The following is a 14,682-nucleotide window of genomic DNA, read 5'->3' on the forward strand; positions in this document are numbered from 1 at the left end:
AGGAACTTGTGTGAAGCTGTAAGAGAGTGAAGAATTAAACTTTCTTCTACTATCAGTTCTAACTTACATAATGCAAATATGCCTTCGATTTCCTACAACCGCACCGATAGCCAGCAACCGCAAAGCATTACCATTGAAGGTTATGTTGTCCGTCCTGGATTACATATTCTCACTTACGAGCAACTCAAGTTGCTACGGGAGCAAACACAGCATCATTCTCAGCTGGAACATTTAGTCAGCCAAGGCGTGATTAAGTTGACTGGTTAATAGTCGCCAGCACAAAAATCCTAACTCGCTACATCTAATTCCACTATTGCTGGTTGTTGTTCCTTCTTGACAGCACCTAATTCCTCAATAAAAGCATCGATTGCCTTGGCTGCTGACTGCTTACCTGTTTTCAATTGGGAAAGGATATTTTCGCGTATTGCTGAATAATCTGGTAGGACTTGCTGCTCAACAGAAATAGCCTCTTGCTTTGGTAGGGCAACTTCAGTTGAACACTTTTCTATTAAACCCTTAATCTGAGCGATCGCTTCGGCTAATTCCTGCCTAATCACCTGTTTTATCTCTTCACCATTGGGTGTAGACGCAGAAGAAGCATTTACTTCCTGCTTAACTATTTCCTTAATCTCATCACCATTAGATAACGCCAGCCCAGCTTTTGACTGTCCCAAGATTCCCTGGAGCAATCTTGTTGCTGTATGATTTAATGACTCATTCTCGGAAATCTGCATTGCCGATAAAGCTTTGATTTCTGCATCAGTTAACCCAATGGAAATTGTTACCTTAGCCATACTTTTAACACCTGTAAATATTAAACTCTACATCGCTATTTTGGGGTTAAATTGTTTGCATACAGTACTTTTATCGCCTGATCACAAATGCTGTATAAACAACTTATCAATGACCCAATTATTAAACTTTGCCCTGTGAGCAACTTTTACCCTCTATTCTTTAATCTAACTTCAAATCAATCAAGTTGCCATTACTTCAATTCTAACCCACGCTTCACCTGCTTTTATATGAACAGCAGAGCTACAACTGGTAAACTCCGACATTTAAGAAGCTGTATGAAGTTATACGCTAAAAAGCTTATAATAGTTATATTACGAAACTTCTGGATTAGCACAGTAGAATATGACATTGAAAAACACTTTTGGTGAATATAGTTTCGTCACTAAACTAGACGTTACTAATCTTGAAGCTAGTGCCGAGTGGTACAAGTCCAAGCTTGGATTAGTTCCTCAAGAAAAATATGACACACCTAGCTGGAGACAATTTAGTTTTCCTGATATTCCACGCTTTGCAATCGGATTGAACTTGAGTGACTCAGTTGAACCAGGTAATACCGTTAATACCTTTGTTGTCAATGATATAGTTACTGCTAGTCAAAGCTTGACTGAAAAAGGAGTCTCAGTTGGGCCAATTACAGATGTCGGTCACGGAGTACAATTATCTACCTTCAAGGATATTGACGGAAATTTGTTAGGGCTTCGGCAAAATCCGCAGTCTTAACCTGAATGTGCAGCTAAATCGGGGAATTAGCCAGCGATAGGATTGCTATATCACTGATGTAACTGTTGTTAAAGCTTGTTTTTATGCAGTTTCCATCAATAAGGTTTTCCCAAATTGTTTACATATTTTTCTCCGATTTTTTTGAAATTTTTTGATTCTATGGGGATTTTTGAGTATCTATAACCAATTGATTTAGCTCTTCTTGCATTTGGTTATGAACTAATTCATAACAATCATTCACATAATTACGATCCTTAGCTGCATCTTGACCATATCTTTCAAAAGTAATTGGACGACATACACGAGTATGAATCTGCACAGGTAGAGGAATATTAGGTAGAGGCCCAATAGACAAGCCCCAAGGTAAACCTAAATAAATTGGGAAAATTCCTGGGTCTATTTGATAAAGCCACGGCAATCCTAACTCATGTAGTTGTTTGACTTTTGCATAGCAATCACATAAAACAATCAACGTATCATGAGCGCCTACATTTCTAGCAACAATGAAAATTAACAATGCTCAAAAAGCGTGAGCGCTCACATCTGCAATCGGTCAAATTTTAGCTAACTTTCTTTTCGGTAAACAGTGACAACTGTCCAGGAGAAATATTCCCGCGTCCAAATCGATGGTAGTAAAGGTGACAGCCACTACACAGGCAAGCCAAGTTCTCCAGTCGATTGTCACCAGGGTCACAATTCCAGTGATGTACCTGAAGTGTATGAGCTTTGCGCTGGGATTTTGTCCAATCAGGTGGTTTTTCCCCAGGACGTAAGCAGACCTTACCACATTTAGTACAACGCCAATCACACAAAGCTTTTAGCGCTGTCGCAATTTCTTTCCAATTGTCTGGATATACACCCTGACTCATGACGACGTGTTTTTACAATCTATAGTCACTTATCAATCAACAAAGCTTATCTTAAAATCGACTAAGTTAAAAGTATTGTTCCTACAAGAATCTTTTGTCGATGAATACAGATATTTTTCTAGGAATGGCACGAAGATTCATGTGAAACCTCGCCAGGGCAAAGTAGGGTGTAGTGTTTAAGACAATTGAATACAAGTATAGCGCATACTACAAAATCTTTTTAATTTCCCACACCTGAACCTGCAACGCCACACTCTTTCATCCAGGAATACCAGGGATTTACGCTTTACAAGCGTGCCATTCATTCTTCTAGCTTTCACACCCGATGCCCTTGCTGTTGTGGAGTGTAGGTAGTTGACTGCGGTTAAGATTGTGGTTTCTTATTGTGATTACTGCTATGCCTTTCACAGCTTTCACCAGTTTATAAAGTTATGTAATTTTTTGCATTATTTATAGCTAGCAAGTTGATAGCTGCAAGAGAAGCAGTTTGTGGCTGACTACAACGTAGCCAGAAAAAATCAATTTATGACGACTGCTTAGTATAAAAATTGAACAATACAATGTTTCAGAATCAATGCAAAAAAAACTCAAGCTATTTGTTATCTGCGGATTAGTAGGATTAATGTCTGGCGCTTCAGTTTTGTATAAATCCTTTGCCAAAAATCAAGCTTTACAGGCGAGCGCTAATCAACCACAAACCTCAGTAGCCCAAGCAAACAGTACCACACCACCACAGTCAGCAATGACAGGATGGTTAGGTTTTGCAACTACAGCAAACAAAAATGTACCATTTTCGCCTTTGCTGCCTGTGAATGCGGATGCCCAGGTTGCACTTTTCTCAGATGCATGGGAGCAAGTCAAACCCGGTACATCTTTAGTTGGTATCGCTGGAGGAATCAAACAACAGGTAAAATTTCGTCGTTCTCAAGAAGAACTTTTTGGTTGTGATAATAATAAAACAAAAATGGCAACGTTTACCGCAGCTAAACGTTTTGCCCTGGGGCCTGTTTGGCTTTTACCCGCGAACTTAGCCAAAGAAGCAAAATCGTTTACTTTGCAAGCGTTGAATTTATCTGAAGTTCCTACGAGCGTATTACCTGTAAACAAACGCAAACCATCAGTTGCACGCGCTTGGAAGGCTGGGGGAGCAACTGTTGTGATGCAAAAACAAAGTAAAGATCAAGTGCGCTTAAGTATATTAATCAATTCTCGGATAGCTTACAATGCAGTGGAGAAAAAGTCATATATGCAAGGTGGCGACCCTGAGCCTGTTAAATTTCCTAAATTTGACGGTACGCCAGGAATACCTTTTCCAATTGGCGCTTTTCAGGCTAACGCTAAATCAGCATCCATGATTGTATTTTGGCAACCTAGTTATGAAGGTCAAGGTTACAGCGTCGTTGCATCTGTGAAGGGCAAAATGCAGAAAGTTGATGAGAACGCAATCTATTTCTGCGCTTTCTAGGAAAATATTCATAGATTACGCCATGTGCGACTTTCTCTCAAATCTTACGAATTCTATCCCCAGATTTTCTTATCCAGCACCTCATCACCAGAAACTATGTCCTGCGTCCCACCAAGGAAGAAGCTCAAAATCACAGTTGCCGTCTGTGATGCGCTGACTGATGCTGACCTCTAAAGTTTGTAATGGCAACTTCAAGATTATTCGTTTTTTGCGTAAAGCACGAAACTTGAGGTGAATAATATTATACGACGGTATTTACTATGGATAAACTGGGGACAACATTAATTGTCTCTTATAACAGTTCTCCTTTGTATGCAATACACTTTGACCTCTCTTCTAAAAGAAGAGAGAGTTTGAATCTTACTCCCCAACGCTAGTATGGAAGGGCTGTTCTTGTTAAATCTGTTAATTTTTCATTGAGGAAATCTGAGATGATAAACCTTTTCAGCAAGATGATACAAGTAGGCATCAAAACTTCACCTTTGCAAGGCATATTGTTATTTGTTAATCAGGCGATCGCTAAATTTTTTCAGCCTAAATGGGAATCTTATCTGTATGTAATTCTACCTCATCCCACTGAAGCTAAGATTTTAATGCTGTCCGAACGGGGTAGTTATTTTCTACCTCATGTTCGTGTAAATAAAAGTATAGATTATGCGAATTTTATAACTATTAAGTCAGAAATAGAGCCAGAACTTGGATTTTCGGTCAACATTTTATATTATGCCAGCCAGGATTACGATAAATTGAAGCGTCAAATTTGCTATATATATGTACTAGAGCGGGATGCTTCTGTTGCGAAATTTAAAGAAGGTGATTGGATTGATTTGGAAATTTTGAGAAATCAATCCTTAAAATTTCCCGAACATAAATCAGTTCTCGAAACATATTTAACAGAAATTGAGAGCGGTGATATTCCGGAACTGCGTCCACCTTGGGCTAGAGAAGGTTGGCTTCAATCGGCAGTTCAATGGATTGACGAACAATTATTAAAATTAAACTATCATCGCCTTTCCCCCGTAGAATGTATAAGGAGTTGCGGGATTTCTTGTGTATTAAGAGTTAATACAAGCGTAGGAAATATTTATTTGAAGGAATCTTCTAAATTACCTCTTTTTTGTAACGAACCAGTAGTGACAGCAGAATTAGCGAATTTATTTCCCGCACATATCCCTAATGTTCTTAGCGTCGATACTCAGCGTCACTGGATGTTGTTAGCTGATTTTGGAGAACCTATTGATAGGAATACACCCATAAAATTGCAAAAAGATATTTATCGTCTACTCGCTCAAATACAAATCAAATCAGTTCAGCATATAGATAATTTACTAAGTATAGGATGTTTAGACCGACGTTTGAATTGGCTAGCAACTCATATCGATGTTTTGTTTAATGATGAAATTGCTCTATCTCAATTACAAGCAGACGAAATCAAACAGCTACAAACCTTTGCTCCCTATCTGGAAAACCTATGCTCTCAACTAACTAGCTATCAAATACCGCAGACATTAATTCACAGTGATTTACATTTAGGTAATGTTGCTTTTTATAAAGATAGCTACCTCCTTTTTGATTGGACTGATAGCTGTATTTCTCATCCTTTCTTTGATATGTTTGAGTTATTTTTTCCGCGTCCAGATAAACCTTTTTCATCAGCCATGAAGGATTTACAAGAGGAATATTTAGCCCAATGGACAGCTTATGAACCAATGTCACGTTTACTAGAAGCTTGGACATTAACCAAACCTTTATGTGCTTTACATCATGCAGTTTCATATCAGCATATTGTCGCTTGTCTAGAACCAAGGGCAAAACAAGAGTTGAGTAATGCTTTGCCCCATTTTCTGCGAGAGCTTTTAAAATGCACAATTGAACTGGTTGAAAAATAATGAATATAGGCTTAAACTTGGCTGAACTTACCAGAGTAAAAGACAGATGCATCAGCTAAGGCGATCGCGGGTCTAAATTTTCGCGTGCCCAGAGTGCGGCTTGCGTGCGATCGCTCACGTTTAACTCGCTGAGAATCCGGCTAATGTAATTTCTGACCGTCCCCTCAGTGATGTGCAAGGTTTTAGCAATTTCACGGTTCGTTTTGCCTTGACCCAGCAGCTTCAAGACAGCCAACTCTCGTTCACTCAGCATTAAATTAACTGGGGCAGCGCTAACAGGTGGTTGCAGTTGGGCAAAAACTTTGGCTGCGATCGTCGGTCCGAGTTGGCTATGTCCTTTGTGAATCGTGCGGATAGCATCCGCAACCTGCCCAGAAGGCGTGTTCTTAAGCAGATACCCGATTGCCCCCGCTTGCAACAATTCCCACACATATTCGTCTTCGTCAAACGTGGTTAGCACGAGAATGCGGCTCCACGGGTAGCTGCGGAGAATTTCACGAGTTGCTGTTACCCCATCACAGTTGGGCATCCGAATATCCATCAGAATGACATCAGGCTGAAGCTTTCTGGTCAGGTCGATCGCCACTCTTCCATCGGGTGCCTGCCCGATCACTTCGATGTCTGCCTCTAAGGACAATAATGCGGCTAACCCCTCTCGAAAGAAGGATTGATCATCAACGACGAGCACTCGGATCATAGGGGATAAGGATTTTGATTTGTGTTCCCTGGTCGGAACCTGTACTAATTTTAAGGGTTCCGCTCAGAAGTTCTGCTCGCTCCCGCATACCTTGCAGACCCCACCCAGTCAATGGTTGCTCCAAGTCAAACCCTTGACCATTATCTTGGAGCGTCACCACGATCGTGCCTGAGTCAACCACTCCCCGTAACTTCACCTGAGTCGCCAAGGCGTGTTTCTGAATGTTAATCAAGCCTTCTTTCAATATGCAGTAAAGCTGATAACTCGATTGCAGGGAGAGGGCAGGTAGGCTTCTTAAATCAATCTGAGTGACAATGCCCTGCTGGCGCATCTGCTCAACTTGCTCACGTAGTGCTTCATTTAGATTGAAGCCGGACTGCCAGCGCATCGTCTGTACCAGTTGCCGCACATCTTCAAGGCATTGGCTTGCTAATAAGGCGGCATTGTCTACCGAGTGAAAGGACTTGGCTAAATCACGATAGCGCAATTTCTGAGCAACTTCCAATTGTACTCCCAATGAGGTGAGAGTGTGCCCTAAGGAATCATGAATTTCACGCGCAATCCGCAAACGTTCTAGTTTGGCACCTAACACTTCTACTTCTTGGGACAATGCTTCTGCCTGCTGGCGGCTTTCGCGTTCTGCCACGATGACAAAGCCAAGCAAAACGACAAAAATACTGGCACTGGCATAATACAGCAATGCATGCAGCAGTGTGATGTACAAATTAGACTGCAAAGTGACACTATCAAACTCTGGGAGTTTTCGTTGAATTAGTGACGGATATAGCCAGGCAAAACTAGTCAACCAGACCACTCCACCCATAATATTGGTCAAAATAACTTCGCGGCGACTCAACAAGAAACACGCCTTGATCAGTAGTAGATAAAGTACAAAGCTAAGTTCGATGCCAGACGCAATCGCAACGCCCGTTAACCCGACTTCCAGCGCAATATAAGTGCGGCGCTGCCAAAGCGGGCGATCGAGCGGTAAGATAAAGCTGAGACAGAAAAATAGCGTGCTAAACGCGACACATTTGACGATTAGCTCAGGTGTGGAGGCTTCATCAAGCACATAAATCAAGATTGTCATGAGTAGCAGGAGCCATTCGCCAAAGCGCAGTGCCCGACGGAGTGATGGAGAAGAGCCAGCATCTAGATTCATTGAATAGATTAACCATCCTGTTCTCTCTAGTTTGCGCGATCGCCTGCCAATCTAGGTATGACACCTATCAAGGTTAGACATGACAAGTGTCATCCGTTTCAATGATAGCTATAGGTATCAGAAACGCTGTGGATGGATTTAGATGGTCTGTAGATGAATTATCCAACCAGCCATGCAGCCAGACCACTCAAATTATCAAACTGCCATTCACCATTTAGCAAGGCTGAGTGATTGTGTCTTTGCCCTGGCGATGGCAATTACCTTCATGGGATTTAAACTGCCAGAAACTGTTCAATTGCTGTCAAATTTGGAAGTAAACCAATTTCTGACTGGACAACTTAAGTCCCTTGGCATCTACATCATTGCTTTTATTCTGGTTGCCTTTTATTGGATTAACCACACTCAGCAGTTTAGTTACTTCAAACGGACTAATGAAACTCACTTATTTATCTATACCTTGTACTTGATGTGTTTATTAGTGATTCCGTTCTCGAATGATCTTGTTTTTAGGCTATCCAGTAATCCTTTTGCCAAGATTTGGTTTAACACCAATATTTTTCTCATTGGATTGCTCTCGTTTACAAGCTGGATCTATGCAACTCACCAAAATCGGTTAGTGGGTGAAGATTTAGATATTCAAATCATTCGATCGATGCAAGTGAAAGCACTAATTGAACCTGTTTGTGCCTTAATATCAATTCCAGTCGCGCTGGTTAGTCCAGACTTTTCAGATCTAGTCTGGTTGTTAATTCCAGTTGTCTCCCTAGTTCTGAATAAAGCTCTCAGGCAAACTTCTAGGTCTAATGTAATGCCAGTTTCAAATCAATTGGTTGAGTAATTGCCTCAAGCTTGTTGCTTAATTTGCCATTTCAAATTTCATCGTCTCCGCTACCGCCTGCATGACCATCATGAATTTACAGTTATTGTCGAAATCATCTAATCGCTGGATGCTTGCGTTGATCGTTGTTGCATCTACCATTACAGCAGGAATTGCTTACTATGGCATTTCGCAATTTGTTGTAGAGAAACCAGCAGAGAACACTCAGACTACCCCAACGATTCAGTCTATTGTGGCGCTGGGGCGGTTGGAACCTGAAACTGAGGTGACAAAAGTGTCAGTTCCAGCCACGCTCAGTAACGATCGCGTTGCCCAACTCCTCGTCAAACGAGGTGATCGAGTCCAAGCTAATCAAGTAATTGCGATTCTAGACAGTCGCGATCGGTTACAAGGCGCTCTCCTAGAAGGCGAACAACAAGTTGCCGTTGCCCAAGCAGAGCTTGCCCAGGTTAGAGCCGGAGCAAAATTGGGTGAAGTTGAGGCACAACAAGCAGAGATTGGACGTTTGCAAGCGGAATTAGCAGGTGAAACTCGGCAACAACAAGCAACCTTAGCGAGTTTAGAGGCTGAGGTTAATAATGCCCGCTCTGAATACAATCGCTATCAATCGCTCTATCAGGAGGGAGCAATTTCTGCATCTCAGTTTGACCAGAAGCAATTAGCTTTCCAAAAAGCGCAAGCACAGTTCAATGAAGGCAAAGCAAATCAAAGCCGGACGACTGATACGTTGCAAGCGCAGATTGAGTCCGCTAGGGCAAACCTCGATCGCATTGCTGAAGTGCGTCCAGTAGATGTGCAGACGGCACAGGCAAAAGTGGAGCAAGCGATCGCCGTTGCTCAACGAGCAAAAGCAGATTTGAGACAAGCAGAGGTGCGATCGCCCCAAGCAGGACAAATTTTGGAAATCTATGCCAAGGCGGGAGAAGTGGTTAATGAAAAAGGCATTGCCGATCTGGGGCAAACCCGCCAAATGCGAGTGGTTGCTGAAGTTTATCAAAGTGACATCAAGAAAATTCGCATCGGGCAACAGACATTGATTACAGGTGAACCATTTTCTGGAGAATTGCGCGGCATAGTCGAAGAAATTGGGCTGCAAGTGAGCCAGCAGGAGATCTTCAATAATCAACCGGGCGAGAACCTGGATCAGCGGGTGGTTAAAGTCCGAATTCGTTTGAATGCAGCCGACAGCGATCAGGTTTCAGGGCTGACTAATTTACAGGTACAGGTCGCTATCCAACCCTAAAGCGTTCATATTCTCGCCGATAACCAATCAGTTGATTCATACTTTAACCGAGGAAAATACGTGCAGTTATTGTATACAACACAGTTAAAGAACCTTTCAGACTGTGAAATGGAAGTTCTTAAATTAATGGTTGAAGGACAAAGTAACCCTGAAATTGCTGGTGTGTTGTATCTCAGTCCCAATACTGTCAAAACGCATGTCAGAAGTATCCTTAACAAATTTGGAGTTGATAACCGCGTTCAAGCGGTTGTTTTTGCCCTCCGTCGTGGTCTGGTATAAAGTGGGGAAAAGTGATCTATGTTGCGTAACCTATTCCGTAAAACACCGCTGGCATGGTTTCAGCTAAAACGAGAAAAAACCCGTCTTGCAGTGGCTTTAGCGGGGATTGCCTTCGCCGATATTCTGATGTTTTTTCAACTGGGATTGCTCGATGCTCTGTTTGAGTCTGTCGTAAAACCCTACACCTCGCTGCAAGGGGATCTATTCCTGATTAACCCGTTGTTTGAGAGCCTAAATGTGGTCAGAAGCTTTCCCAGAAAGCAACTATATCAGGCGGCAGGAGCTAAAGAAGTTGAATCGATTAACTATCTCTACATTGGTCAGGGCGAGTGGCGAAATGCTCAAACCCGAACGAATCAGCCCACAATGGTATTTGCTATTAATCCTAATAACTCAGCTATCACGCTACCAGACGTACAAGCACACCAGAATGAATTGAAGTTGCTGAACCGAATGCTCTACGATCGTGCCGGTGCGGAACAGTTTTTTGGCAATGTAGTTGAAGAACTTCAGCAGTCTGGCTCAGTGCCAATTCAATTTAATAACTTTCAAGTCAAGGTAGTTGGAACGTTTGTCATGGGAGCATCATTCGCTGCCAATGGGAATGTAATTACTAGTCATTCAACTTTCCTTCGGCTCTTTCCAGCCCGTAAGCCCGATGAAATTGATATTGGAGCCATCCAGTTGAAACCGGGCACCGATGTTAAGCAATTTAAGGCTGCGATACAATCGGAGCTTGAAAATGTGCTGATCCTGACGCATGAAGAGTTTGTTGAACACGAAAAGAAATACTGGGAAACCACCAGTCCGATCGGGATTTTGTTTGGGTTTGGCGCAATCATTGGTTTTATCGTTGGCACCATTATCGTTTATCAAATTCTCTATTCCGATGTATCAGACCATTTGCCAGAATATGCCACGTTGAAAGCAATGGGATATAGCGACGGTTACTTGATTGGTGTACTCATCCAGGAAGCGCTGATTATGGCTGTTTTAGGATTCATCCCAGGGTTTGTCATTTCGATCGGGCTGTATTCTGCTGCTGCTGCTGCGACCTTTCTGCCGATCGGCATGACAGTCAGCCGCGCAGTGCTTGTGTTGACCTTGACGATTGTAATGTGTGCCGCATCAGGAGGAATCGCGATGCGAAAATTGCAATCTGCTGATCCGGCTGATATTTTCTAGTTTTTACCTGGTGTAATCAGATGCCATCCTTACTTGCTTATCTTGTTGCGATCGCAGCACTAGACAGCCTCAACCCCACTACTACAGCAGTCCAAATGTATCTGCTCAGTACTCCTAAGCCAGTGCCTCGCTCAGTTTCATTTATTGCGGGAGTATTTATCACTTATTGGACAGCAGGATTAGCGGTGGTGCTTGGAGCAAGTCAGTTGACCATCAATTTACCAGGTTTGCCACCTTCACTGATGTACACGTTGCAACTGATCATTGGCATCGTTCTACTCTTGGTGGGTTGGAACCTTAAAAATGCTGCTGATTCCCAAGAAGCTAAACGCCCTGCTCAATTAACGATCGCTCAAACTTTTTTCTTTGGCAGTGCTGCAACGCTTTGGGATTTCCCAACTGCACTACCTTACTTAGCAGCGATCGAGCGCATTGTGCGATCGCAGTTTGATCTCTTCACCACAATGGGTGTTCTGGCAATCTACAACGTGATCTTTGTTTTCCCGCTCATTGCTCTCTTAGGACTCTATATCTGCCTGGGCGAACATAGTCTTAATCTGATCCAGGCAATTAATCGATCAGTGCAGAAATGGGGACACAAAATATTGCGAGTTCTATTAATGGGATTAGGTATCCTCCTGATCGTAGACTGTATTGCTTTTGCTCTAGGTCGTCCAATTTTTTGATCGTTTACACACATATAAGTACAAAGGCAATGATTCAAACTTGGCAGTCCGATCAATCTCACTCAACAGCAGCACCAGTTATTTCGGCTCGGCAGCTTAATCACTACTTTGGCAGTGGCGAACTCCGAAAACAAGCCTTATTTGACATCAATTTAGATATTTATGCAGGCGAAATCATTATTATGACGGGTCCCTCTGGCTCTGGCAAAACAACGCTGCTAACGCTGATGGGCGGTTTGCGATCGGCTCAAGAAGGCAGCCTCAAGCTTCTGGGTCAAGAATTACATAATGCCAGCAAACAACAGTTGACTCACCTTCGTCGCAACATTGGCTATATTTTTCAGGCACACAATCTATTGACCTTTCTGACGGCTAAACAAAATGTGCGGATGTCTCTAGAACTGCATGAGGAAATGTTCGATCGCGACGTTGATGGCACGAGTGTTGCCATGCTAGAAGCAGTAGGGCTGCAACAACGGATAGACTATTATGCCGATAGCCTATCGGGCGGGCAAAAACAGCGCGTTGCGATCGCCCGTGCCTTAGTGAGTCAACCCAAGATCGTGTTAGCCGATGAACCGACAGCTGCTCTAGATAAGAAATCTGGGCGTGATGCTGTAGAAATTATGCAAAAACTTGCCAAAGGGCAGAGTTGCACCATCTTATTAGTCACACACGACAACCGCATTTTGGACATCGCCGATCGCATTGTCTACATGGAAGATGGTCGTTTAGCGGCTAACCCAGAGACTACGATCATGAACCCTAACTGAATTGCACTAAAAAAGGCTGAAATAATTGCCTGGTAAGGGGTTTAGAAAACTAATAGTTTTAAGGTCGGGAATCAGAATAATCTGCCACCTCAGTTTGCGATCGCTGCTTTATTAGCCTCCGTTTTTCCAAAGTGATGAAACCCCTGTAAATAATACATTTGCGCTTTTCTTAGTGCCATTCGGTTCGGAGCCAATTTCACAATCTTGATTTTGATGAAAAATTTTTACTGCCTAACTAAAAGCTGTGTTTCGTCGTAGTTATTTTTCGCACCCAATCCCATCTCCATCTCGGTCAAAACCATGAGGATTTGGGGGCAGTACTTTAAATTTTCGTTGGCTGATATCTCGGCAATTTAAGTCTGGTGAATTCTTTGGAATGCAAAAGTCCGGGTAAGCAGGGTCGCAGTTATTCTGTTGCTGTCCTTGAGTTGGCACTGAAGTTGCCCGTTGAGCAGCTTTGTGGCGGAAGTCCCAAGGCATTACAGGATTAGACTGGCTCCAAAATGCTAGACGCTGTTGTTTGGCGGTGTTTTCAGCAGAATTAGTAGTGCTTGGGGTGCGTAGTTTACCGCCCCAGGCATCGCTTTTCCTGTTTTGCGGGAACACAAGATAAAAACTTTTATTCTAATGTATATTAGAATACCTTATTTTTATAATCGTGAAAATTACCAAACTATTGTTTGCTTGTATAATTGCTCTCGCTCCTAGCGTAGCTATAGCGCAAAATCAGTTACCTCAAGTTATTAGTGTAGGGGACGGCGACACTGTACGTATTGCCATTAATGGAAAGCCTGAAACGGTAAGATTGGGGTGTATTGACGCTCCTGAAAAAACACAAAAACCTTATGGCCCATCTGCTACACAACGTTTGCGCCAGTTGTTACCCAAAGGTCAGGCGGTGCAGGTCAGGCAAATCGAGCGCGACCGATATGGTCGTCTTGTAGGCGAATTATTCTTAGGGAATCAGTCGGTAAATCTGCAAATGGTACGGGAAGGGCGAGCAGTTGTTTACACTCAGTATTTAGATAACTGCGCTGTTACCAAAGACGAGTATCTAAAAGCTGAAGCACAAGCAAAGCAAAAAAGGTTAGGCTTTTGGAATCAGAATAATCCAATCATGCCGTGGAATTACAGGGCCAGTCGCCGGAGAGGAAACTAGAGTATAAACTCACTCTGAACTCTGAACAACAATTCTGGCTACTAGGAATATTACGAAACTTGGCAACCTTTACAATACTTAGGTGTAGCGAAGTTTCGCACAATTGTTAGTAAGGCATAATTCTTTGGCAGCCTTCTGATGATCATATTGCGAAAGCTTATGTGGACTGAATAATAAGGTATTCAATCCACCATTGTTGAGTTGAGTTACTAATCAGAGACGATCCAGTTAAACCTTGACTCGTCGGAGTTAGCTTTACTCCTGATCCTGATCAATTTTTTCGATATCATCAGGTGTACCAGTGGCAGAAATTTTTGATGTACCAGATTTACCTGCACCTGAATTGCCGCCAGAAGCGCCAGCACCACCTGAGTGTTTAGAATCCGTGTTGCCCTGTTCATCTTGAAGCTGTTCAAGGCGGTTTTTTTCTTGAGCTTTATCTTTTTGGTCAGCCATATTTTAAAAACATTTTTAGCGTAGCGATCGCTTTTAACTCTACCACTTTCGTTATTCTGGCGACACCAAAAGCAAATGCTCTTAATTGTCAGTTCTCTTGGATAATCAGCTAGTCGGCACGCTCCCTCCCCATAATACCCTTGGAACCAAATCAGCTAGACCTATTTCCAGAAGTGAATCGTTAGGAATAATCTCTCATGTGGAGACAATACTTGTGAGTGATGACCGAATAGGGGAGAATGCAGATTGCAGATTGATCCCTTGCGGATTGGAATATTACACAAGCCCCTAGCTTTCAAGCAGGGGGTGCGATTCGTTCACTCGAAAATCTACAATTTACCCTCTAATATCAACAATAAATCTACAATCTACAATCTTAATTCTCAAGCTCGTGTCTTTCAGGCAGGAGTCAATCTACAATCGACAAGGCGCTCCTACGTCGCTCTAAGCGTTCGCGGTAGCGTCT

General features: G+C 42.6%; 16 protein-coding genes and 2 pseudogenes. 11 read left to right on the forward strand and 7 right to left on the reverse strand.

What is annotated here, in order from left to right; genetic code table 11:
• Window positions 1-78 precede the first annotated feature (78 nt).
• Window positions 79-267 carry a hypothetical protein gene (locus H6G96_RS31645; protein ID WP_185582443.1) on the forward strand — a complete coding sequence of 63 codons (189 nt, stop codon included), beginning with the start codon at window positions 79-81 and terminating at the stop codon, window positions 265-267.
• A 20-nt stretch (window positions 268-287) separates the two neighbouring features.
• On the opposite strand, the gene H6G96_RS31650 is transcribed toward H6G96_RS31645, so the two are convergent.
• The gene (locus H6G96_RS31650) at window positions 288-794 is read right to left on the reverse strand and encodes a hypothetical protein (protein ID WP_190917009.1); all 507 of its coding nucleotides are present in this window, start codon (window positions 792-794) and stop codon (window positions 288-290) included.
• 343 nt (window positions 795-1,137) lie between these two features.
• Here H6G96_RS31650 and H6G96_RS31655 point away from each other — a divergent pair, with 343 nt between their 5' ends.
• Window positions 1,138-1,515: a VOC family protein gene (locus H6G96_RS31655; protein ID WP_190917011.1), complete on the forward strand. Its 378-nt coding sequence runs from the start codon at window positions 1,138-1,140 to the stop codon at window positions 1,513-1,515.
• A gap of 157 nt (window positions 1,516-1,672) precedes the next feature.
• Here H6G96_RS31655 and H6G96_RS31660 read toward each other — a convergent pair.
• Both H6G96_RS31660 and H6G96_RS31665 read right to left on the reverse strand, forming a co-directional pair.
• Window positions 1,673-2,008: pseudogene (locus H6G96_RS31660) on the reverse strand (glycerol acyltransferase); the annotation flags it as partial.
• Between the two features lie 67 nt (window positions 2,009-2,075).
• Complete coding sequence (locus tag H6G96_RS31665; RefSeq protein WP_190917013.1) at window positions 2,076-2,384, reverse strand: HNH endonuclease; 309 nt, start codon at window positions 2,382-2,384, stop codon at window positions 2,076-2,078.
• Between the two features lie 574 nt (window positions 2,385-2,958).
• Between H6G96_RS31665 and H6G96_RS31670 the strand changes: the two genes are divergently transcribed.
• Both H6G96_RS31670 and H6G96_RS31675 read left to right on the forward strand, forming a co-directional pair.
• Window positions 2,959-3,849 carry a hypothetical protein gene (locus H6G96_RS31670; RefSeq protein ID WP_190917015.1) on the forward strand — a complete coding sequence of 297 codons (891 nt, stop codon included), beginning with the start codon at window positions 2,959-2,961 and terminating at the stop codon, window positions 3,847-3,849.
• A 431-nt stretch (window positions 3,850-4,280) separates the two neighbouring features.
• Entirely contained in the window at window positions 4,281-5,738 is a 1,458-nt protein-coding gene (locus tag H6G96_RS31675; protein WP_242063472.1) for a phosphotransferase, read from the forward strand.
• A 55-nt stretch (window positions 5,739-5,793) separates the two neighbouring features.
• Here the strand turns inward: H6G96_RS31675 and H6G96_RS31680 are convergent, their stop codons facing one another.
• Entirely contained in the window at window positions 5,794-6,435 is a 642-nt protein-coding gene (locus H6G96_RS31680; RefSeq protein ID WP_190737914.1) for a response regulator transcription factor, read from the reverse strand.
• Window positions 6,413-7,294, reverse strand: a complete 882-nt coding sequence (locus H6G96_RS31685) for a sensor histidine kinase (protein ID WP_242063473.1) — start codon at window positions 7,292-7,294, stop codon at window positions 6,413-6,415. Before H6G96_RS31685 ends, H6G96_RS31680 begins: the two co-directional genes overlap by 23 nt.
• Window positions 7,295-7,769: 475 nt before the next feature.
• Here H6G96_RS31685 and H6G96_RS31690 point away from each other — a divergent pair, with 475 nt between their 5' ends.
• The 6 genes and pseudogenes from H6G96_RS31690 (at window position 7,770) to H6G96_RS31715 (ending at window position 12,601) form a co-directional block, all read left to right on the forward strand.
• Window positions 7,770-8,435: a TMEM175 family protein gene (locus H6G96_RS31690; protein WP_190917019.1), complete on the forward strand. Its 666-nt coding sequence runs from the start codon at window positions 7,770-7,772 to the stop codon at window positions 8,433-8,435.
• Between the two features lie 70 nt (window positions 8,436-8,505).
• Window positions 8,506-9,678 (forward strand): ABC exporter membrane fusion protein, encoded by a 1,173-nt coding sequence (locus tag H6G96_RS31695; protein ID WP_190917021.1) that lies wholly within the window; start codon window positions 8,506-8,508, stop codon window positions 9,676-9,678.
• A 90-nt stretch (window positions 9,679-9,768) separates the two neighbouring features.
• A pseudogene (locus H6G96_RS31700) lies at window positions 9,769-9,957 on the forward strand (response regulator transcription factor); the annotation flags it as partial.
• An 18-nt stretch (window positions 9,958-9,975) separates the two neighbouring features.
• Window positions 9,976-11,142: an ABC transporter permease DevC gene (gene devC, locus H6G96_RS31705; protein WP_190917025.1), complete on the forward strand. Its 1,167-nt coding sequence runs from the start codon at window positions 9,976-9,978 to the stop codon at window positions 11,140-11,142.
• Window positions 11,143-11,162: 20 nt separating this feature from the next.
• The gene (locus H6G96_RS31710) at window positions 11,163-11,828 is read left to right on the forward strand and encodes a GAP family protein (protein WP_190917027.1); all 666 of its coding nucleotides are present in this window, start codon (window positions 11,163-11,165) and stop codon (window positions 11,826-11,828) included.
• Between the two features lie 29 nt (window positions 11,829-11,857).
• On the forward strand, window positions 11,858-12,601 hold the full coding sequence (locus H6G96_RS31715) for a DevA family ABC transporter ATP-binding protein (RefSeq protein ID WP_190917030.1): 744 nt from the start codon (window positions 11,858-11,860) through the stop codon (window positions 12,599-12,601).
• Between the two features lie 258 nt (window positions 12,602-12,859).
• On the opposite strand, the gene H6G96_RS40830 is transcribed toward H6G96_RS31715, so the two are convergent.
• Window positions 12,860-13,207 (reverse strand): thermonuclease family protein, encoded by a 348-nt coding sequence (locus tag H6G96_RS40830; RefSeq protein WP_242063474.1) that lies wholly within the window; start codon window positions 13,205-13,207, stop codon window positions 12,860-12,862.
• A gap of 52 nt (window positions 13,208-13,259) precedes the next feature.
• Between H6G96_RS40830 and H6G96_RS31725 the strand changes: the two genes are divergently transcribed.
• Entirely contained in the window at window positions 13,260-13,760 is a 501-nt protein-coding gene (locus tag H6G96_RS31725) for a thermonuclease family protein (protein WP_190917031.1), read from the forward strand.
• A gap of 255 nt (window positions 13,761-14,015) precedes the next feature.
• Here the strand turns inward: H6G96_RS31725 and H6G96_RS31730 are convergent, their stop codons facing one another.
• The gene (locus H6G96_RS31730) at window positions 14,016-14,216 is read right to left on the reverse strand and encodes a hypothetical protein (RefSeq protein ID WP_094345289.1); all 201 of its coding nucleotides are present in this window, start codon (window positions 14,214-14,216) and stop codon (window positions 14,016-14,018) included.
• Between the last annotated feature and the right edge of the window lie 466 nt (window positions 14,217-14,682).

The organism is Nostoc sp. FACHB-892 (assembly GCF_014698795.1).
GTDB lineage: Bacteria > Cyanobacteriota > Cyanobacteriia > Cyanobacteriales > Nostocaceae > Nostoc.